Origin of the sequence: Skermanella mucosa (genome assembly GCF_016765655.2) — a bacterium.
Lineage (GTDB): Bacteria > Pseudomonadota > Alphaproteobacteria > Azospirillales > Azospirillaceae > Skermanella > Skermanella mucosa.
In genome coordinates this window covers 2,592,104-2,610,103 of sequence record NZ_CP086106.1, presented here as the reverse complement: position 1 = coordinate 2,610,103, position 18,000 = coordinate 2,592,104, and the positions used below count along the sequence as shown (strand labels likewise).

The following is an 18,000-nucleotide window of genomic DNA, read 5'->3' as shown; positions in this document are numbered from 1 at the left end:
CTTGAAAGGACCCGACATGAAGCTGCGCTACAGCGCGACCTCGCCCTATGTGCGCAAGGTCATGATGGTGATTCACGAACTGGGCCTGGCTGACAGGGTCGAGCTTGAGAAGACCGACGCCTGGAGTCCGGAGACCGACCTCCCGGACGACAACCCGCTCGGCAAGGTCCCGGCCCTGGTCGTCGAAGGAGGCACCGCGCTGTTCGACAGCCCGGTCATCTGCGAATACCTGGACAGCCTGGCTTCCGGTGGCGAGGGACGGCTGTTTCCCCCGCCGGGCGCGGAGCGCTGGGCGGCTCTGCGGTTCCAGGCGCTCGCCGACGGCATCTGCGATGCCGCGATCCTGCGGCGGCTGGAGGGCAACCGGCCGGAACAGATCCGCTCGGCCGACTGGATGGAGCGTCAGCGCCGGGCGGTGGCCCGATCCCTCGACCAACTGGAGAAGGAGGCCGGCCAACTCGGCACCCGCGCCGATATCGGGACGCTGGCCGTGCTCGCGGCGCTCGGATACCTGGATTTCCGCTTCGGGCACGAGGATTGGCGGCACGGCCGGCCAACCCTCAGCGCCTGGTTCGACGGGGCCAGCGCCCGCGAAAGCTTCGCGGCCACCAAGCCTCCGGCGGCCTGAGGGCGCGCGGTGCCGCCGATCGGCGATCTCTCCGCCGCGGAGATCATCCGGCTTCTCGGGATGCAGCCGCATCCCGAGGGCGGGCATTATGTCGAGACGTTCCGGGACAAGTCGGCGGACGGTTCGCGTGGCTCCTGCACGGCCATCTATTTCCTGCTGCAGGCGGACGAGTTCTCCGCCTGGCACCGGGTCGACGCGGTGGAGATATGGCACTGGTATGCCGGAGGACCGCTGGCCCTCACGATCTCGCCGAACGGCCACGATGCCGAGGCGGTGCATCTAGGACCGGCGCTCGCCCAGGGGCAGCGCCCCCAGGCCGTCGTTCCCGCCGGTGCCTGGCAGACGGCGGTATCGCTGGGAGCCTGGACGCTGGTCGGCTGCACGGTGTCACCGGCCTTCGAGTTCGCCGGGTTCGAGCTGGCTCCGCCGGACTGGCGCCCGATGCCCCGGGTCGGCGGAAAAGGCTGACGGGGCGCGTCAGTCGCTGGCGGCGATCCGGGCCTTGGCGGACGCCTTGATGGTCTCGACCATGGAGAAGAAGCCGTTGCGCCGGTTGGGGCTGAGATGCTGGTCCAGGCCGATCCGGGCGAAGATGGCTTCCAGGTCGGTATCCAGGATCTCCTCCGGCGTGTGGTCCGAATAAGCGGTCAGCAGGACCGCGGCCAGTCCCTTCACGATCGCGCTGTCGCTGTCGGCGGCGAACCGCATACGGCGTTCCTCGGACGGCAGCGGCACCAGCCAGACTTGGCTCATGCAGCCTTCGACCTTGAAGGCATCGGTATGATAGCGGTCGTCCAGCGGCGGCAGGCCGCGTCCCAGGTCGATGACGTAGCGGTACCTGTCCTCCCACTCGTCGAACAGTTCGAAGTTCTCGATCAACTCGTCGATCGTCATGGCGGCTCCTGGTCGCGTTCACCGGTCCGTATCAGCCAACCGGCCCAGGCGCAAGCCCGCTGACGTTCAATGGGTCGGGTCGGTCCTGACGAGGTGTTCCACCAGGGCTGGAAGGCTGTCGCCGATCTGCTTGGCGACCCTTTCGGCGTCTTCCTGGTCCGTGGCCTCCACGACCAACTTTGCCAGCGCGATGGTCATGGCCTGGAGCAACAGCCTGGTATCGAGGCCGGCATGGTTCGTCTGGGTTGCCAGGGCGAGGAAAGAGTTCGTGGCCCGCGCCAGTGGCGCTGCTTCGCGCGCCTGTCGGAACGAGGATAGATCGATGGTTTCCGCCATTCTCCCTCCGCGTGCTTAAGCACATGATAAGAAGGTGCGGTCAAAACCGAAGTTTTGCAAGCGTTTGCACCAGAGGAAGGCGGCGGGGAATGGTGGGCGTGACCGGACTTGAACCGATAACCAGACCGTTATGAGCGGCCAGCTCTAACCAGTTGAGCTACACGCCCGACGCGAGGCACGAGAATGTGCCGCCGAAAACGCCTTAAAGCAACCCCGATAATTGCCGTGCCCCGGTCTCGTCGCAGAAAGGACGGGACGCGCGACCGAAGCCGCGCGTCCGCCGATTCCGTCAAGCCGGCTCAGGTGTCCAGGAAGCTGCGCAGCTTGCGCGACCGGCTGGGATGCTTCAGCTTGCGAAGCGCCTTCGCCTCGATCTGCCGGATGCGTTCACGGGTGACCGAGAACTGCTGGCCGACCTCTTCCAAGGTGTGATCGGTATTCATGCCGATGCCGAAGCGCATGCGCAACACACGCTCCTCGCGGGGGGTCAGGCTCGCCAGGACGCGGGTGGTGGTCTCCCGCAGGTTGGCCTGGATCGCGGCATCCAGCGGCAGGACCGCGTTCTTGTCCTCGATGAAATCGCCGAGATGCGAATCCTCCTCGTCGCCGATCGGCGTTTCGAGGGAAATCGGCTCCTTGGCGATCTTCAGGACCTTGCGGACCTTCTCCAGCGGCATCAGCAGGCGCTCCGCCAGCTCTTCCGGCGTGGGCTCCCGGCCGATCTCGTGCAGCATCTGGCGGGAGGTCCGCACCAGCTTGTTGATCGTCTCGATCATATGCACGGGGATGCGGATCGTGCGGGCCTGGTCGGCGATGGAGCGGGTTATCGCCTGCCGGATCCACCACGTCGCATAGGTGGAGAACTTGTAGCCGCGTCGATACTCGAACTTGTCCACCGCCTTCATCAGGCCGATATTGCCCTCCTGGATCAGGTCCAGGAACTGAAGGCCGCGGTTCGTGTACTTCTTCGCGATCGAGATCACCAGCCGCAGGTTGGCCTCGACCATTTCCTTCTTGGCGCGGCTCGCCTCCTTCTCGCCCTTCTGGACGGTCGAGACGATGCGGCGGAATTCCTGGATCGGCAGGCCGGACTCGTCCGACAGGACGGAGATCTGCTCGCGCACCCGGACGATCTCGGTCGAATGTTTCTCAAGGAAGCGCGGCCAGGCCTTGCCGGAAAGCCCCTTGATCCTGTCCGTCCAATTGGGGTCCAACTCGTGGCCCTGGTAGTGGTGCAGGAAGTCCTCGCGCTTGACCTTGCAGTCGGTCGCCATGCGCAGCAGACGGCCTTCCATGCTATTCAGGCGGCGGTTCAGGCCGTAAAGCTGCTCCACCAGCTGTTCGATCCGTGCATTGTTGAGGCGCACGGTATTCATCAGCTCGATCAGCTCGGCGCGCAGGCGGTCGTACTTCTTGTCGTTCTTGCCCAGGTCCTCTCCGCGCTGGATGGCAGCCAACCGGGCTTCCTGGATCTTATGAAGCCGCTCATAGGTCGCGGCGATCTTCTCGAAGGTCTCCAGCACCTGCGGCTTCAGCGCGGCTTCCATGGCCGACAGGGAGAGATTGTTCTCCTCGCCTTCCCCTTCTCCCTCACCTTCGCCTTCGGCGCCGATCGGGGCTTCCTCGGACTCCTCGGCGCCTGCCTCCTGCGCGGGGGTGCCCTCCCCATCCGCCGGAACGCTGATGCCCTCGGCGTCGGGTCCTCCGCCATAAGTGGCGTCCAGGTCGATAATGTCCCGAAGAAGCATCTTGCCCTCGTTGAGGGCGTCGTGCCATTCGATGATCGCGCGGATCGTCAGCGGAGATTCGCAGATCGCGCCGATCATCTGCTCGCGGCCGGCCTCGATCCGCTTGGCGATGGCGATCTCGCCCTCGCGGGACAGCAACTCTACCGATCCCATCTCGCGCAGGTACATGCGGACGGGATCGTCGGTGCGGCCGATATCGTCGTCGTCCAGGTTACCGGCGACCCGGGCCTCACCGTCCGCATCGGCGGCGGCGTTCTGGTTGTCGTCCTGTTCCTCGCTCTCGATGACGTTGATGCCCATCTCCGAGAGCATGGCCATCGTGTCCTCGATCTGCTCCGACGAGGATTGGTCGGGCGGAAGGGCGGCATTCATCTCGTCATAGGTGACGTACCCGCGCTCCCGGCCGCGGGCGATCATCTTCTTGACCGCTTGCACCATGCCGTCCATCAGCGGGCCATCGCCTGATTCTTCACGATTTTCCGTCACTTCCGCGCCGTTCGTCGCTTTCGTGGCCATTCGAATGATGCCCCCGCCTAGATAACACGTGCGTGACGCAAGGCCCACGGTGCCCCGCGCCACCCGCACACACAGGACTGACTTTTTTTGGCCTGACCCAAGCTCCTGCTCCATCTGCCATAGGCGACCTCAGTATTCAAGGTCGGGGTCGTCGAACTCGGCCGCGCCGGCTTCGGCTTCGAGCAGCGCCCGGACCCGAGACCAGTTATCGGCGTTCATGTCGCGGGCGAAGGATTGCGTCGCCTCCCGGCGCTCGGACTTGATATGATCGGTATATGTCTGCCCCCATACGTCATACCAGCCTCGCCGGGCCTGCTCCAGTGTCGCATCGGGCCTGGCAAAGGCATACAGAAAGGAAGCCGGACCTATGGCATCTTCCAGTTGGGAGAAGCCCTTATCAGTCAAGTGGCTACCCAATCCGGCAGCGTCAAGCCCGGTATTTTCGCTAAGCACCGACACGACGGCCTGACGGAGCAGGTCAAGCGCGGGCAGTGAGAACTCAACGCTACCTATTGATTCACCGACCTCCTCGAACAGTTCAGGGTGGTTCAGCAGTGTTGCCAGCAGGACACGCTCCCGACCTTCCCGAGCGGGCCTGGGCCGGCTGCGCTGAAAATCGGGCGGCGGATCGGTGTTGCGCGGCGGACGGTAGCCGCGCCCCTTGAATCCGCCTCCGCTCCCGCCGGTGAAACGCTGCCCCGGTTGGAACGCCGGCCGGGCACGGAACTTCTCGAAGAAGCGGCGGCGCATTTCGTCGCGGTAGAGAGACTGCACGGTCCGGTCGGCGATCAGGCCGACCCGCTCGTCCAAGGCGGCCTGGAGCCCGGCGCGGGCCTCGGGCGTGTCCAGCACCCTGCCCTCTTCCTCCATCCGCCAAAGCACGTCGGCCAGCGGCATGGCGCCGTCCAGCACCTGCTGCATGGCTTTCGGCCCTTCCTTCCTCAGCAGGCTGTCCGGATCGTCGCCGCCCACCATGAAGGCCACGCGGACCGAATGGTCGGGCAGCAGGTGCGGCAAAACCCGCTCGACCGCGCGAAAGGCGGCGCGCTGCCCGGCGGCATCGCCGTCGAAGCATAGCACCGGGACCCGGCGCCCCGGGGGCGCCAGTTTCCACAGCTCCAGGATCTGGGTTTCGGTCAGCGCGGTGCCCAGAGGCGCCACGGCGCCGTCGAAGCCGGCGCGGACCAGGGCTATGACGTCCATGTAGCCCTCGACCACGATGATCTGCTGGCCGTCGGCCGCCGCCTGCCGAGCGCGGCTCATGTTGTAGAGCAGCCGCCCCTTGTGGAAGAGGGGATTGTCGGCGGAGTTGATGTATTTCGGCCCGTCGCCTTCCATGATGCGGCCGCCGAAGGCGACCACACGGCCGCGCCGGTCGGTGACCGGGAACATCACGCGGTTGCGGAAAAAGGAAAAGGCTCCGCCGCCATAGTCCGACGCCCTGACGACGCCGGCCTCCAGCATGTCCTCCTCCTTGAATCCTTCCCGCGCCAGATGGACGCGCAAAGCGTTGCCGTCCGCCGGGGCGAAGCCGAGGCGGAAGCGGACCATCGTCTCCTCGTCAAGCCCGCGGCTCTTCAGGTAGTCGAACGCGGCATGGCCGCCGGCGCCGGAAAGCTGCTTCTCGAACCAGCGGCAGGTCGCCTCGACCAGGTCGTGCAGCGACTTCTGCCGCTCGAAGCGCTGCCGGTCCTCCGGCGTGGCCTGGGGCACCTGCAGCCCGGCCTCGGACGCCAGTTGCTCGACCGCTTCGGGAAAGGCCAGATTGTCATGGCGCATCGCGAAGCCGATGATGTCGCCATGGGCGCCGCAACCGAAGCAGTGGAAGAAGCCCTTCTGGTCGTTGACGTAGAAGCTCGGCGTCTTCTCGTTGTGGAAGGGACAGGGCGCCTTGAATTCCCGGCCCGCGCGGATCAGCCGCATCCGTTTCCCGACAACGTCGGAGAGCGGCAGACGCGCCCGCAGCTCTTCAAGGAATTGGGGAGGAAACGCCATGGCGCCTGCGCATCACCTTCAATGCTTGGATTGCCGATAGTTGGATCGCCAGATCATGGCGTGTGCCGCTCCAGTGCTGCGGGAACCGGGTCCGAGCTTCTTGGCTGCCGATGAACGGCGTCGCTGGAACGGTAAGGCATGATTGGTTAACAGGCTATAAAGGAAACCGCTATCGAGGAAGTCGTCAGACCAGCGCGGTCTTCACGAAACCGCTGGCCTTGCCGAAATCCATCTGGCCGGCATAGCGGGTGCGCAGCTCGGCCATGGTGCGGCCCATGTCCTTGATGCCGGTGGCGCCGATATCCTTGATCACGGTGTCGACCGCGCCGCGGATCTCGTCCTCGCTGAACTGCTTGGGCAGGAAGGTCTCGATGATGCCGATCTCTTCCCGCTCCTGCTCGGCCAGTTCGAGCCGGCCGCCCTGCTCGTATAGGGCGATGGCTTCGCGCCGCTGCTTGATCATGGTCTGGAGCATGGACAGGATCTCGTCCTCATCGATGCCGTCGGTGACCCCGCGCCCGCGCGCGGCGATGTCACGGTCCTTCAGAGCCGCCAAAATCAGGCGCAGCGTGGAGACGGCGCGCTGGTTCTTGGACCGCATCGCCTCTTTCAAGGCCTCGTTGAGCCGGCTGCGGAACATCGTGTGGAGTCCTCATGAAGCAAATTTTACAGAATGATAGCGAATGTCGGCCCCCTCCGCCAGCGGCGCCACGGCATGCCCGCCGCCCGCCCCGACAGAGCGATGCGGACACCGCATCCTATTGACCGGGCGCCGGCCATGGTCTAATCGCACGCGGTCGGTTCCAACCACGATCAAGGCCGGGCCGCGATCGAGCCCGGGCGCATGGTCCGGGTCCGGCCGCGGGGTTGACGCGCGCCCTCCTGCCGACCAAATCGGGGCGGGGCGGCCGGGGTCCGAGCCGCTTCAGGTAATGCGCCCGCAAGGGCCGTCAATATGGGGTCTTTCACCGATGTCCGAAAACATTTCCGCCACCCCGGCGCCGAGCGCCGCAGATGCGTCGCGCCCGGATGGCGCCACCGCCGTCCTCGTCCTGGCCGATGGTACGGTGCTGTGGGGGCGCGGACTGGGTGCCGTGGGCGCGTCGGTCGGTGAGGTCTGCTTCAACACGTCGATGACCGGCTACCAGGAGATCCTGACCGACCCCAGCTACGCCGGGCAGATCATCACCTTCACCTTCCCCCATATCGGCAACACCGGCGCCAACGGCGAGGATATCGAAACGGTCACGCCCGCGGCCCGCGGCCTCGTGCTTCGCGCCGACATCACCGATCCGTCCAACTGGCGGGCGACCCGCCACCTGGACGACTGGCTGAAGAGCTTCGACTTGATCGGCATCTCGGGCATCGACACCCGGCGCCTGACCCGGCGCATCCGCGACGGGGGGGCGCCTACCGGCGTGATCGCCCACGCCCCGGACGGGCGGTTCGACCTGGACGCGCTGGTCGCCCAGGCGCGGCAATGGCCGGGCCTGGAAGGCATGGACCTCGCCAAGGATGTCTCGTGCCGCCAGACCTATTCCTGGAACGAGGGGATGTGGAAGCTCGGCCAGGGCTACGCGACGCAGGAGAACCCGCGCCACCACGTCGTCGCGATCGACTACGGCGCCAAGCGCAATATCCTGCGCTGCCTCGCCGGGACCGGCGCCAAGGTGACGGTGGTGCCGGCGACGGCCACGGTCGAGGACGTGATGCGTCACAAGCCGGACGGCGTCTTCCTGTCCAACGGACCGGGCGACCCGGCCGCGACCGGGACCTATGCCGTGCCGACGATCCGCGGACTGATGGATACCGGTGTGCCGATGTTCGGCATCTGCCTGGGACACCAGCTGATGGCGCTGGCGCTGGGCGCCGAGACCGAGAAGATGCCCCGCGGCCACCGGGGCGCCAACCACCCGGTCAAGGACCTGGAGACCGGAAGGGTCGAGATCACTAGCCAGAACCACGGTTTCGTGGTCAAGCCGGACAGCCTGCCGACCGACGTGGAAGTGACCCATGTCAGCCTGTTCGACGGCACCAACGAGGGGCTGAAGGTCAGGGGCAAGCCGATCTTCTCGGTCCAGTACCATCCCGAAGCCTCGCCCGGCCCGGAGGACAGCCACTACCTGTTCCACCGTTTCGTGGACCTGATCGACAAGCGAGGCTGACCGGCTTCGTCACGGTTGGACGGGCATGGATGAAGATGCCCGTCCATCCGAGGTACGAGAATTCTACCCGGCGATCCCTCGCCGGAATGCCCGGGACAGCTGGATCACCCGGATCGTCTCCCCCCACTCGACCAGTTCCGAGACCTGCTCCGGCGTGACCCACCGTGCATCCATTGCGTCGTCGGCCGCGACCGGATCGCCTTCGGCGCATTCGGCCAGCACCTCGACGAGGGTGTAGTGGAACTGAATCTCCCCATCGGGATCGCGGCTGATCGAGTCCAGCGCCGTCACGACCGCCTGCGGATCGACCACGAGACCGGTCTCCTCCAGCACCTCGCGCGCCGCCGCCTCGAACAGGGTCTCGCCGACCGACTGCGCGCCGCCCGGCAAGCCCCATTGACCAAGTCGGGGCGCCCGGCCTCGGCGGATCAGCAGGACCCGGTCGCCCTGCCAGACCACCACGCCGACCCCGACCCAGGGCCGGTCCGGATATTCCCGGTCAGGGTACCCCCGTTTGGGCGGGGTCACGACTTGAACCGCTCGTCCACCTGGACGCGGTAGCCGTTGGCGAGCCGGTTGGTCTCGTTCGCCATGCCGACGACGGCCAGCAACTCGCCCAGCATCTCGTCCGTCATGCCGGCCTTGCGGGCCGCCGCCGTATGCGAGGCGATGCAGTATTCGCAGTTGTTGGTGGCGCTGACCGCGAGATAGACCATCTCCTTGGTCAGCGGATCGAGCGCGCCGGGCGCCATGACTTCCTTGATGCTCTCCCAGGTGCGCTTCAGCGTCGGCGGATGGCTGGCCAGGACCTTCCAGAAATTGTTGATCAGGTCGGTCTTGCGGGTCGCCATGATGTCGTCATAGACGGCGCGGACTTCGGGACTGGCGTCCTCGTACTCGACCATCTGTCCTCCACTCGGAAATGTTGCCTGCGGAAATGAAGACGGGGCGCCCCAGCGGGGCGCCCCGTCGATCCTAACACCGCCGGAGGGGCGAAGGATCAATACATGTGCTGGCCGCCGTTGATCGACAGGGTCGAGCCGGTGACGAAGCCTCCCTCGTCGGCCACCAGGAACAGCACGCCGCGGGCGATTTCCGACGCCTTGCCGAGCCGTCCGACCGGAACCTTGGCGACGATCTTCTCCAGCACGTTCGGGGGAACGGCACGGACCATGTCGGTGTCGATGTAGCCGGGCGCTATCGCGTTGACGGTGATTCCCTTGGCCGCACCCTCCTGGGCGAGCGCCTTGGTGAAGCCGTGGATGCCCGACTTGGCCGCCGCATAGTTCACCTGGCCGTACTGGCCGGCTTGGCCGTTGATCGAGCCGATGTTGACGATGCGGCCGAAGCCCCGCTCGCGCATGCCGTCGATCACGTTGCGGCACATGTTGAAGCAAGACGTCAGGTTCGTCTGGATGACGTCGTTCCACTGCTCGTAGGTCATGCGGTGCATGACGCCGTCACGGGTGATGCCGGCGTTGTTGACGACGATCTCGACCGGCCCCAGTTCCGACGCGACCTTCGCGAGACCCTCCTTGCAGGCTTCGAAGTTGCTGACGTCCCACTTGAAGACCGCGATGCCGGTCCGCTCGGAAAACTCTTTAGCCTTCTCGTCGTTGCCGGCGTAAATGGCGGCGACTTTATACCCGGCGTCCTTGAGACCGACCGAAATGGCTTCGCCGATGCCGCGCGTACCGCCCGTAACAACTGCAACTCTTGCCATTGATTCCTCCCCCAGAAAGCGATGATGATTTGACGTGGTGGCCGAAGCTGAAGCCGCGATGACGTGCGGCTTCAGCCTGACAGTATTAACAGTCGTTCACGTCCTGCGCGTTGACGTGCATCAACCCGGACGGATCCGGCCCGATGTCAACGCTAACGTGCATCAACAGGAACCGGACCGCTTAGTCGCGGGCAACGGTGAGGGCGATGCCCATGCCGCCGCCGATGCACAGGGTGGCGAGGCCCTTCTTGGCGTCGCGCTTCTGCATCTCGTGGAGCAGCGTGACCAGGACGCGGGCACCGGACGCACCGATCGGATGGCCGAGCGCGATGGCGCCGCCGTTGACGTTGACCTTGGACTTGTCCCAGCCGAGGTCCTTGTTGACCGCGCAGGCCTGCGCGGCGAAGGCCTCGTTCGCCTCGATCAGGTCCAGGTCGTCGACGCTCCAGCCGGCGCGCTGAAGGGCCAGGCGGCTGGCCGGGATCGGGCCGGAACCCATGATGGCGGGATCGACGCCGGCAGTCGCCCACGACACGATGCGGGCCAGCGGCGTGATGCCGCGCTTGGCGGCGGCATCGGCCCCCATCAGCACCAGCGCCGCGGCGCCGTCATTGATGCCCGAGGCGTTGCCCGCGGTGACCGAGCCGTCCTTCGAGAAGGCCGGGCGCAGCTTGCCCAGGGCATCGACCGTGACGCCGGCCTTGGGGAACTCGTCGGTGTCGACGACGGTGTCGCCCTTGCGGGTCTTGATGGTGACCGGAATGATCTCGTCCTTGAACTTGCCGGACTTCATCGCCGCCTCGGCCTTGTTCTGGGAGGCGGTGGCGAATTCATCCTGCTGCTCGCGGGTGATCTGCCACTTCTGGGCGACGTTCTCCGCCGTGGTGCCCATGTGGTAGCCGTTGAAGGCGTCCCAAAGCCCGTCCTTGATCATGGTGTCGATCATCTGCGTGTCACCCATCTTGGTGCCGTTGCGCAGATGCATGCAGTGGGGTGCCAGGCTCATGCTCTCCTGGCCGCCGGCGACGACGATGTCGGCGTCACCCAGCTTGATCGCCTGGTAGCCGAGCGCGACGGTGCGCAGGCCGGAACCGCAAAGCTGGTTGATCGCGTAGGCGGTCTTCTCCACCGGGATGCCGGCGGCGATGGCGGCCTGGCGGGCGGGGTTCTGGCCGGTGCCGGCGGTCAGGACCTGCCCCAGCACGACCTCCGACACTTCGCCCGCATCGACGCCCGCGCGCTTCAGCGCCTCGCGGATCGCCACTTCGCCCAGGGTATGGGCGGGTACCGAGCTCAGCGAGCCGTTGAACGCACCGATCGGCGTGCGCGCGGCGCTGGCGATAACGACTTCGGTCATGGGGAACGCTCCTTAGCTGATGGCAATTTTTTTATGGGCCTGCCTTAAGCACGGCTTAAACTAGCCCCAGCAATTTTTCGGCGCAAGTCACCGCGGGTTCATGCCCGCCCTACACTTTTGCCCGCGCTACTAAGTCGCGCATTCGAAAAGAGAAACCTAGTCTCCTAACTATTAGAGCAATCACCTTCGGTTGCGAAGCCATTCGGCAAGGGGTTCCCACACCAAAGTCTGCGCTCCTGCGCTGACGATCATGCCGACATGCCCCAGGTGGGGATTGTGGATGTCGGCGCCGGGGATCGCTTGGGCCAGCGCCCGCGCCGAGCACGGCGGAACGATGCGGTCCTTCTCGGGGATCATGACCAGCGCAGGCGGCCGAAGCCTGCGGGGATCGACGCTCTCTCCGGCGATGCTCCAGCGCCCCTCCGCGGTGTCGTTGCGGCCGTACCATCCGGTCAGGCAATCCCGCGCAACCGCCGCCGGCAGAGCGACGCCGTCGTTCAGCCAGTCCTCCAGGGCCACGAACCCGCGGGCGGCGGCGCCGTCCGGCGGCATCCGCGCGAACCGGGTGAACTTGCGCGCGACCTGCAGCGGGTCCTGCATCGCGAACAGCGCCTGGATGGCATCCACCGGCAGTTCGCCCCAGGTATCGAGCACCGGCTCGTAGGGGGCCAAGGCGGCGGCCGTGCGCTTCGCCATGGCCGGATTGTCGCCATGGAAATCCCAAGGCGTCGCAAGGAGGGCGAGGCCCGCGACATCGCGGGGCCGCCGTTGGGCGAGCGCCGTCGCCAGCAGGCCGCCCATGCAGTACCCGACCACGGCCGGCCGCGCGGGGAACAGGTCCAGGACGGCATTCAGCGCGCGTTCCAGCCGACCGGCGACGAAGTCGGTCAGGGTGAAGCGGCGTTCCGCCGGGCCGGGCCGGCCCCAGTCGAGCAGCAGCGGCCGGATGCCGCGGACGGCCAGCCAGCGCATAAGGGAGCAATCCCCGGACAGGTCGAGTATGTAGTGGCGGTTGATCAGCGACGGGACGAACAGGACGGGCAGCCCGCCGCCGCCCGGCCCGTCGCCCGCCCCGTAATCGAGCAGGCGGGCCGGCCCTTCGCGCCAGACCGCCGGCGGATCGGCAAGATCGCGGCGGTAGGCATGGTTCCGGTACCGTTCCACCCCCGTCAGCAGCGCGTCGAACCGCCACCGCATCTCGCGGTCGACGGCCCGCGCGAAAGCTTCAGGATCGACGCCGGCGAGTTCCGCCCGCAGGTCCGCGGCGCGGTCCCGAAGCCCCCCCTTCCAGGGAATCGATCCGCTCCTCAAGAACGGCAATCCGGCGGGCGAGCTCAGCAGCGTGGTCAGGGTCGCCGCCATGTGGAGCGCGAGCGGACGCGGTCCCTGTCGGGGTATCCGCCATGGGTCGGCCGGCCGTGAAGGGGGCGAATGGGTCATGAAACTGCTGATGTTGACTGCTGCCGCGCGCGGCGAATGCCGAAAAGGGAGCCATGGCGGCGGCTCCCTGCCCCAGGATCTGGAACAGGCGGGCGAAATTCTCCGCGACCTCGGGATCGACCGCCAGCGCCGACCATTGGTCCTGCCAAAGGTCGAGATAGCGGCGCGCGAGGCTTTCGAGGGAGGGCGGTTCCTGATCCGATGTGTTGGCCATGGCGGCGAATATAATAGTGAACTACCGCATTTGAACAGGGCGCCGCCATTGTACGGTATGTCGCGGCCCGAACAGGTCGCCGCCCAATTGCGGACGGCGACGCGGCAGAAAGCTTGCTTAAAGGAGCTTTCTTCGCGTACTCCTAATGTCTTGAGGGATTTAAGCGCAATGCCACCGCGTGAAAGCATACGAAATGGCCGAAAAAGACGACGCGAAAGTTGCCCCGATCACGATCAAAAAGTACGCCAACCGCAGGCTGTACAACACTGCAACGAGCAGCTACGTCACGTTGGACCACCTCTGTCAGATGGTCAAGGACGGGATGGACTTTGTCGTCTATGACGCGAAGACGGGCGAGGACATCACCCGTTCCGTGCTGACGCAGATCATCGTGGAGGAGGAAAGCAAAGGACAGAATCTTCTGCCCATCAGCTTTCTCCGCCAGCTGATCAGCTTCTACGGCGACAACATGCAGTGGGTCGTGCCCCGTTACCTCGAATACAGCATGCAGTCGTTCGCCCGGAACCAGGAACAGATGCGCGACTATTTCTCGAACACGATCGGCGGGATTTTCCCGTTCGGCACCACGTTCGAGGAAGTGGGCAAGCAGAACCTGGCGATGTTCGAGCGGGCGATGCGGATGTTCACCCCGTTCGGACCGCAGACCGAGCAGGGCAAGGCCGCGGCGGAGCAGTTCGACCAGGCGGCCCAGCGCGCCCGGGCCGAAAGCGAGAAGACGCTGGACGACCTGCAGAAGCAGCTCGAAGAACTTCAGAAGCAACTCGTCACGATCACTAAGTCGAAGGCCGAGTAACGGAAACCGGACGGCCGGGACTTGCCGGAAGGAAGGCTGCGTCCGGCGGGGCGGTGCCTTGGTGCCCATCCGGCAGCCCCGCCCGGAACCATCGCGATTGCCCGAATTCCTTCCCCGGGGGCTAATCCGCCGGCGCCGTCCGGATTCGGAATTCCTTAAGGCTCCGGGATCGAAACTGCTGTTCAATCCCTGGAAGGTCCATCCAGCAGAAGGTTCGGCACGGGAATGGCCGTCGGCCCGTTTTCACGCTCTCCGATCCAGCCCTTGCCCGACTCGCGCAGTCTGGTGCCGATATCCCCTGCCCGCTCCCTGCCGGCGCGGACGGATGAAGTCGAGCGCGAGAGGCGCCGCCGCCCGCGGCGGGCGGCGGACCGGGAGGCGGACGACGCCACCGCCGGAACCGCATTCGACCGCGCCGATCCCGCAGCGCGGCGCGAAGACGTGGAAGCGCCGCGCCAGTCCGCGATCGCCGCCCAGCCTCAGGCAGCCGAAAGCCGGCGCGCCTGGGCGGCTCCCGGCAGCGCCCCGTTCGTTGCCCAGGTCCTGGCGCAGGAAGTCCTCAAGACTGGTCTTTACATCGAGCCGTGGCGGCAGGCGATCAGCGCCTACGAGCGCGCGAGCGAGACCGCGGCGCCCCGGTTGCGCTACGGTATGCCCTGACGGCAACGCATTCGGGCGGGGTTTCGGCTCCCGGCACGAAGCTCTTGCACGGCACGGCGATTTCCCATACTTGCGTTTGCCCAGCAGGTACCATCCGATATCGCCACACCTCGCGGAAGCAGAGTGACTTTCGGTTTCCTACGCACCAATCCCCTTCCCGACCTTAGCGGTGAACGCACATGAAGACGACGGGCTCCCAGCGCACCGTGGTATGGCCCGGCCGGCCCTATCCGCTGGGCGCTACCTGGGATGGCTTCGGCGTCAATTTCGCCCTGTTCTCGGCCAATGCCACCAAGGTCGAGCTATGCTTGTTCGACAAGACCGGCACGCGCGAGATCGATCGGGTGGCCTTGCCCGAATATACCGACCAGGTCTGGCACGGCTACCTGCCGGAGGCGCGGCCGGGCACCCTCTACGGCTACCGGGTCCACGGACCCTATGAACCGTCGGCCGGCCACCGGTTCAATCCCAACAAGCTGCTGCTCGATCCCTATGCCAAGGCTCTGTTCGGAGCGCTCCGCTGGTCCGACGCCCATTTCGGCTACCGCGTCGGCTCGACCCGCGAGGACCTGTCGTTCGACCGCCGCGACAACGCGCGCGGCATGCCCAAGTGCCGGGTGGTCGACCGCGCCTTCACCTGGGGCAACGACCGGGCGCCGCGCGTCCCCTGGAGCGACACGGTCATTTACGAGGCCCATGTCCGCGGCTTCACCATGCGCAATCCCGAAGTCGGACCGCAACTCCGCGGCACTTTCGCCGGGCTCAGCACCCAGTCGGTGATCGACAAGCTGCGCTCGCTGGGCATCACCTCGATCGAGTTGCTTCCGGTCCAGGCCTTCTGCGACGACCGCCACCTGGTGGAGCGCGGCCTGCGGAACTATTGGGGCTACAACACCATCGGCTTCTTCGCGCCCGAGCCGCGGTTCATGACGACCGGCGTCCTGTCGGAATTCAAGACCATGGTGGCGCGGCTGCACGAGGCCGGCATCGAGGTGATCCTGGACGTGGTCTACAACCACACCGGCGAGGGCAACCACATGGGCCCGACGCTGAGCTTCCGGGGGATCGACAACGCCAGCTACTACCGCCTGATGCCCGGCGACAAGCGCTTCTATATCGACGACACCGGCACCGGCAATACGCTGGCGATCACCCATCCGCGGGTTCTCCAGATGGTGATGGACAGCCTGCGCTACTGGGTGTCCGAGATGCATGTGGACGGCTTCCGCTTCGACCTCGCCACGACGCTGGCGCGCGAAATCCACGGCTACGACGCCGGCTCCGGCTTCCTTGACGCCGTGCGCCAGGACCCGGTGCTGTCCGGCGTGAAGCTGATCGCCGAACCGTGGGACATCGGCCCCGGCGGCTATCAGGTCGGCGGCTTCCCGCCGGGCTGGGCGGAATGGAACGACCGCTACCGCGACACGGTCCGGCGCTACTGGCGCGGCGACGAGGGCATGCTGCCGGAGTTGGCCGGCAGGCTGACGGGATCGAGCGACCTGTTCGAGCGGCATGGGCGGCGGCCCTGGGCCAGCATCAACTTCGTGACCGCCCACGACGGCTTCACGCTCAACGACCTGGTCTCCTACAATCACAAGCACAACGAGGCCAACGGCGAGGGCAACCGGGACGGCCACTCGGGGAATCACAGCTGGAACCATGGTGTCGAAGGCCCCTCGGACGATCCCAAGATCACGGCCCTCCGGGAGCGCCAGCGCCGAAACTTCCTGACCACCCTGCTGCTCTCCCAGGGTACGCCGATGCTGCTGGCCGGCGACGAGATCGGACGCACCCAGGGCGGCAACAACAACGCCTATTGCCAGGACAACGAAGTCTCCTGGATCGACTGGCCGGGCGTCACCGCCGACGGGCGCGACCTTGCCGACTTCACCCGGCGGCTGCTCGACCTGCGGCGGCGACACCCGGTGCTGCGCCGCGCCGTATTCCTTCACGGCACCAAGAAGTCGGCCGACGAGGTCAAGGACATCACCTGGATCACGCCGCAGGGCACCGAGAAAACCAGTGCGCAGTGGGGCGACCGGCACGCCCGCTGCATCGGGCTGCTGCTCAACGGAGAGGCAGGCGACTACATGACGCACGACGGCAACCCGGCGACGGACGACCGCCTGCTGATCATCCTCAACGCCTTCCACGATACGGTCCCGTTCATCCTGCCGAAAGTACGGGGCGGCACGGCTTGGCGCTGCCTGCTGGATACGGTCGAGGCTGACGGGCATTCGGATCGCGGGGACCTTCCGGCCGGCGAAACCTTCGATGTGGACGGCCGTTCGGCTCATCTGTTCGTGCTGGTAGATACAAATCGTCTCGATTTAGCGGCGCGTTAGGGATTGGCGGCGATACTGGGCTTTCCCGCGCGCCCGCGCCGATCCTGTCCTTCTGCCGACCGATCATCGCCATGCCAGAGTACGATCTAAGCCAGGTCGAGTGCATCCTGTTCGAACCCGAGGGCAATGTCCGCCGCCTGATGCGCGACGCCCTGGGGCATCTGCGGATCAACCGGGTCCAGGCGTTCGGTCATATGGAGGACGTCCGGAAAGCGTTCGAGACCGGCAATCCCGACCTGCTGGTCGCCGACGCCACCGGCACCGACAGCGAGACCTTCAAGGTCGTTCATGCCCTCCGCCACGGCCTGCTGGGCGCCAATCCGTTCCTCGCGATCGTCGTGACCGCCTTCAACCCGACGAAGCCGCTGCTCGCCCGGGTGACCAATTGCGGCGCTGACGCCCTGCTGGTCAAGCCGCTGGCTCCCAAGCAACTCCACGAGCGGATCACGGCCCTGGTCGAGAACCCGCGGAACTTCGTGGTGACCAGCGACTTCATCGGCCCGGACCGGCGCAAGTCCCCGCGCGAAGGCAGCCAGATCCCCCTGGTCGAGGTTCCGAATACGCTGCGCCTCAAGGCGACCAACGCCTTCGGCAGGACCAACCCTCACGAACTGATCGAACGGGCATCCGCCGAGGTGAACGAGCAGAAACTGCTGCGGCAGGCGTTCCAGGCCGCCTTCCTGATCGAGTTCGCGACCCCGGGCCTCTCGGCCGTGCCTGTCGAACGGATCGCGGTCGAGCACCTGACGCGGGTGGTGCCCGTGCTGGACGACCTGATCCATCGCCTGCCCGCCCATGCGACCGGCAGCCGCTCCACGGCCGCCGACCAAGCCAAGGCCCTGATCGCCGCGGTCGAGGTGGCGCACGCCCAGATCCTCTCCGGCATGGTTCCGCCAGGGCTGGACCGCCTGAAATCCTCGGCGCTGGAGATCATGTCGACGCTGAGCCCGGAGCGCCCCGCGGACGCTCCGGGCCGCGAGGTCGCCGCCGCGGCGGCAATGTACCGCAGCCGGCTCAACGAGATGGCGGAGGCCAAGGCGGCCGAAGGGGCCAAAAGCCTTGTCCAGGGGGGACTGGCCGGGACCGGCAGCTTTCTTTGACCTTTCCGGGAAAGGACGGGATCATCCGCCATGTGAGGATGTTCTAAGCGGTGTCTCACAGTCCA

General features: G+C 66.2%; 17 protein-coding genes and 1 tRNA gene. 7 read left to right on the top strand and 11 right to left on the bottom strand.

Annotated features, from left to right (window positions below; genetic code table 11):
• The first annotated feature begins 1 nt into the window (after position 1).
• Together JL100_RS11850 and JL100_RS11845 are read left to right on the top strand one after the other, a co-directional pair.
• Positions 2-628 (top strand): glutathione S-transferase N-terminal domain-containing protein, encoded by a 627-nt coding sequence (locus JL100_RS11850; RefSeq protein ID WP_323378499.1) that lies wholly within the window; start codon positions 2-4, stop codon positions 626-628.
• Positions 629-637: 9 nt separating this feature from the next.
• Positions 638-1,096: a cupin domain-containing protein gene (locus JL100_RS11845; RefSeq protein ID WP_202679662.1), complete on the top strand. Its 459-nt coding sequence runs from the start codon at positions 638-640 to the stop codon at positions 1,094-1,096.
• Positions 1,097-1,105: 9 nt separating this feature from the next.
• Here the strand turns inward: JL100_RS11845 and JL100_RS11840 are convergent, their stop codons facing one another.
• The 6 genes from JL100_RS11840 to JL100_RS11815 all read right to left on the bottom strand — a co-directional run bounded on the left by JL100_RS11840 (position 1,106) and on the right by JL100_RS11815 (position 6,757).
• Positions 1,106-1,522 (bottom strand): SufE family protein, encoded by a 417-nt coding sequence (locus JL100_RS11840; protein WP_202679663.1) that lies wholly within the window; start codon positions 1,520-1,522, stop codon positions 1,106-1,108.
• A 66-nt stretch (positions 1,523-1,588) separates the two neighbouring features.
• Complete coding sequence (locus JL100_RS11835) at positions 1,589-1,858, bottom strand: hypothetical protein (RefSeq protein ID WP_202679664.1); 270 nt, start codon at positions 1,856-1,858, stop codon at positions 1,589-1,591.
• Between the two features lie 90 nt (positions 1,859-1,948).
• A tRNA-Ile gene (locus JL100_RS11830) sits at positions 1,949-2,025 on the bottom strand.
• 132 nt (positions 2,026-2,157) lie between these two features.
• Positions 2,158-4,122: an RNA polymerase sigma factor RpoD gene (gene rpoD / locus JL100_RS11825; protein WP_202679665.1), complete on the bottom strand. Its 1,965-nt coding sequence runs from the start codon at positions 4,120-4,122 to the stop codon at positions 2,158-2,160.
• Positions 4,123-4,251: 129 nt separating this feature from the next.
• Complete coding sequence (gene dnaG, locus JL100_RS11820; RefSeq protein ID WP_202679666.1) at positions 4,252-6,117, bottom strand: DNA primase; 1,866 nt, start codon at positions 6,115-6,117, stop codon at positions 4,252-4,254.
• A 184-nt stretch (positions 6,118-6,301) separates the two neighbouring features.
• Positions 6,302-6,757: a GatB/YqeY domain-containing protein gene (locus tag JL100_RS11815; protein ID WP_202679667.1), complete on the bottom strand. Its 456-nt coding sequence runs from the start codon at positions 6,755-6,757 to the stop codon at positions 6,302-6,304.
• Between the two features lie 331 nt (positions 6,758-7,088).
• Between JL100_RS11815 and carA the strand changes: the two genes are divergently transcribed.
• Positions 7,089-8,282 (top strand): glutamine-hydrolyzing carbamoyl-phosphate synthase small subunit, encoded by a 1,194-nt coding sequence (gene carA / locus JL100_RS11810; protein WP_202679668.1) that lies wholly within the window; start codon positions 7,089-7,091, stop codon positions 8,280-8,282.
• A gap of 63 nt (positions 8,283-8,345) precedes the next feature.
• On the opposite strand, the gene JL100_RS11805 is transcribed toward carA, so the two are convergent.
• The 5 genes from JL100_RS11805 to JL100_RS11785 form a co-directional block, all read right to left on the bottom strand.
• A complete protein-coding gene (locus JL100_RS11805) occupies positions 8,346-8,810 on the bottom strand; it encodes an NUDIX hydrolase (RefSeq protein ID WP_202679669.1) in 465 nt (154 codons plus the stop codon).
• Positions 8,807-9,187, bottom strand: coding sequence for a carboxymuconolactone decarboxylase family protein (locus tag JL100_RS11800; RefSeq protein ID WP_202679670.1), 381 nt, complete (start codon positions 9,185-9,187; stop codon positions 8,807-8,809). The genes JL100_RS11805 and JL100_RS11800 overlap by 4 nt, the downstream gene beginning before the upstream one ends.
• A gap of 95 nt (positions 9,188-9,282) precedes the next feature.
• Positions 9,283-10,005 (bottom strand): acetoacetyl-CoA reductase, encoded by a 723-nt coding sequence (gene phbB / locus JL100_RS11795; protein ID WP_202679671.1) that lies wholly within the window; start codon positions 10,003-10,005, stop codon positions 9,283-9,285.
• Between the two features lie 181 nt (positions 10,006-10,186).
• Positions 10,187-11,362: an acetyl-CoA C-acetyltransferase gene (locus JL100_RS11790; RefSeq protein ID WP_202679672.1), complete on the bottom strand. Its 1,176-nt coding sequence runs from the start codon at positions 11,360-11,362 to the stop codon at positions 10,187-10,189.
• Between the two features lie 180 nt (positions 11,363-11,542).
• The gene (locus JL100_RS11785) at positions 11,543-12,724 is read right to left on the bottom strand and encodes an alpha/beta fold hydrolase (protein WP_228421213.1); all 1,182 of its coding nucleotides are present in this window, start codon (positions 12,722-12,724) and stop codon (positions 11,543-11,545) included.
• A 485-nt stretch (positions 12,725-13,209) separates the two neighbouring features.
• On the opposite strand from JL100_RS11785, the gene phaR reads away from it, so the two are divergent.
• The 4 genes from phaR (at position 13,210) to JL100_RS11765 (ending at position 17,935) form a co-directional block, all read left to right on the top strand.
• On the top strand, positions 13,210-13,830 hold the full coding sequence (phaR, locus tag JL100_RS11780; protein ID WP_158045137.1) for a polyhydroxyalkanoate synthesis repressor PhaR: 621 nt from the start codon (positions 13,210-13,212) through the stop codon (positions 13,828-13,830).
• 264 nt (positions 13,831-14,094) lie between these two features.
• The gene (locus tag JL100_RS11775; RefSeq protein WP_202679674.1) at positions 14,095-14,490 is read left to right on the top strand and encodes a hypothetical protein; all 396 of its coding nucleotides are present in this window, start codon (positions 14,095-14,097) and stop codon (positions 14,488-14,490) included.
• Positions 14,491-14,669: 179 nt separating this feature from the next.
• A complete protein-coding gene (gene glgX / locus JL100_RS11770; protein WP_202679675.1) occupies positions 14,670-16,835 on the top strand; it encodes a glycogen debranching protein GlgX in 2,166 nt (721 codons plus the stop codon).
• A 71-nt stretch (positions 16,836-16,906) separates the two neighbouring features.
• Complete coding sequence (locus tag JL100_RS11765) at positions 16,907-17,935, top strand: response regulator transcription factor (RefSeq protein ID WP_202679676.1); 1,029 nt, start codon at positions 16,907-16,909, stop codon at positions 17,933-17,935.
• Positions 17,936-18,000 lie beyond the last annotated feature (65 nt).

Excerpts from the sequence above, each read along its gene's own strand:
- JL100_RS11840 (WP_202679663.1), bottom strand. The coding sequence starts at position 1,522 with ATGACGATCGACGAGTTGATCGAGAACTTCGAACTGTTCGACGAGTGG.
- JL100_RS11835 (WP_202679664.1), bottom strand. The coding sequence starts at position 1,858 with ATGGCGGAAACCATCGATCTATCCTCGTTCCGACAGGCGCGCGAAGCA.
- rpoD (WP_202679665.1), bottom strand. The coding sequence starts at position 4,122 with ATGGCCACGAAAGCGACGAACGGCGCGGAAGTGACGGAAAATCGTGAA.
- dnaG (WP_202679666.1), bottom strand. The coding sequence starts at position 6,117 with ATGGCGTTTCCTCCCCAATTCCTTGAAGAGCTGCGGGCGCGTCTGCCG.
- JL100_RS11815 (WP_202679667.1), bottom strand. The coding sequence starts at position 6,757 with ATGTTCCGCAGCCGGCTCAACGAGGCCTTGAAAGAGGCGATGCGGTCC.
- carA (WP_202679668.1), top strand. The coding sequence starts at position 7,089 with ATGTCCGAAAACATTTCCGCCACCCCGGCGCCGAGCGCCGCAGATGCG.
- JL100_RS11800 (WP_202679670.1), bottom strand. The coding sequence starts at position 9,187 with ATGGTCGAGTACGAGGACGCCAGTCCCGAAGTCCGCGCCGTCTATGAC.
- phbB (WP_202679671.1), bottom strand. The coding sequence starts at position 10,005 with ATGGCAAGAGTTGCAGTTGTTACGGGCGGTACGCGCGGCATCGGCGAA.
- JL100_RS11790 (WP_202679672.1), bottom strand. The coding sequence starts at position 11,362 with ATGACCGAAGTCGTTATCGCCAGCGCCGCGCGCACGCCGATCGGTGCG.
- JL100_RS11785 (WP_228421213.1), bottom strand. The coding sequence starts at position 12,724 with ATGGCGGCGACCCTGACCACGCTGCTGAGCTCGCCCGCCGGATTGCCG.
- phaR (WP_158045137.1), top strand. The coding sequence starts at position 13,210 with ATGGCCGAAAAAGACGACGCGAAAGTTGCCCCGATCACGATCAAAAAG.
- glgX (WP_202679675.1), top strand. The coding sequence starts at position 14,670 with ATGAAGACGACGGGCTCCCAGCGCACCGTGGTATGGCCCGGCCGGCCC.
- JL100_RS11765 (WP_202679676.1), top strand. The coding sequence starts at position 16,907 with ATGCCAGAGTACGATCTAAGCCAGGTCGAGTGCATCCTGTTCGAACCC.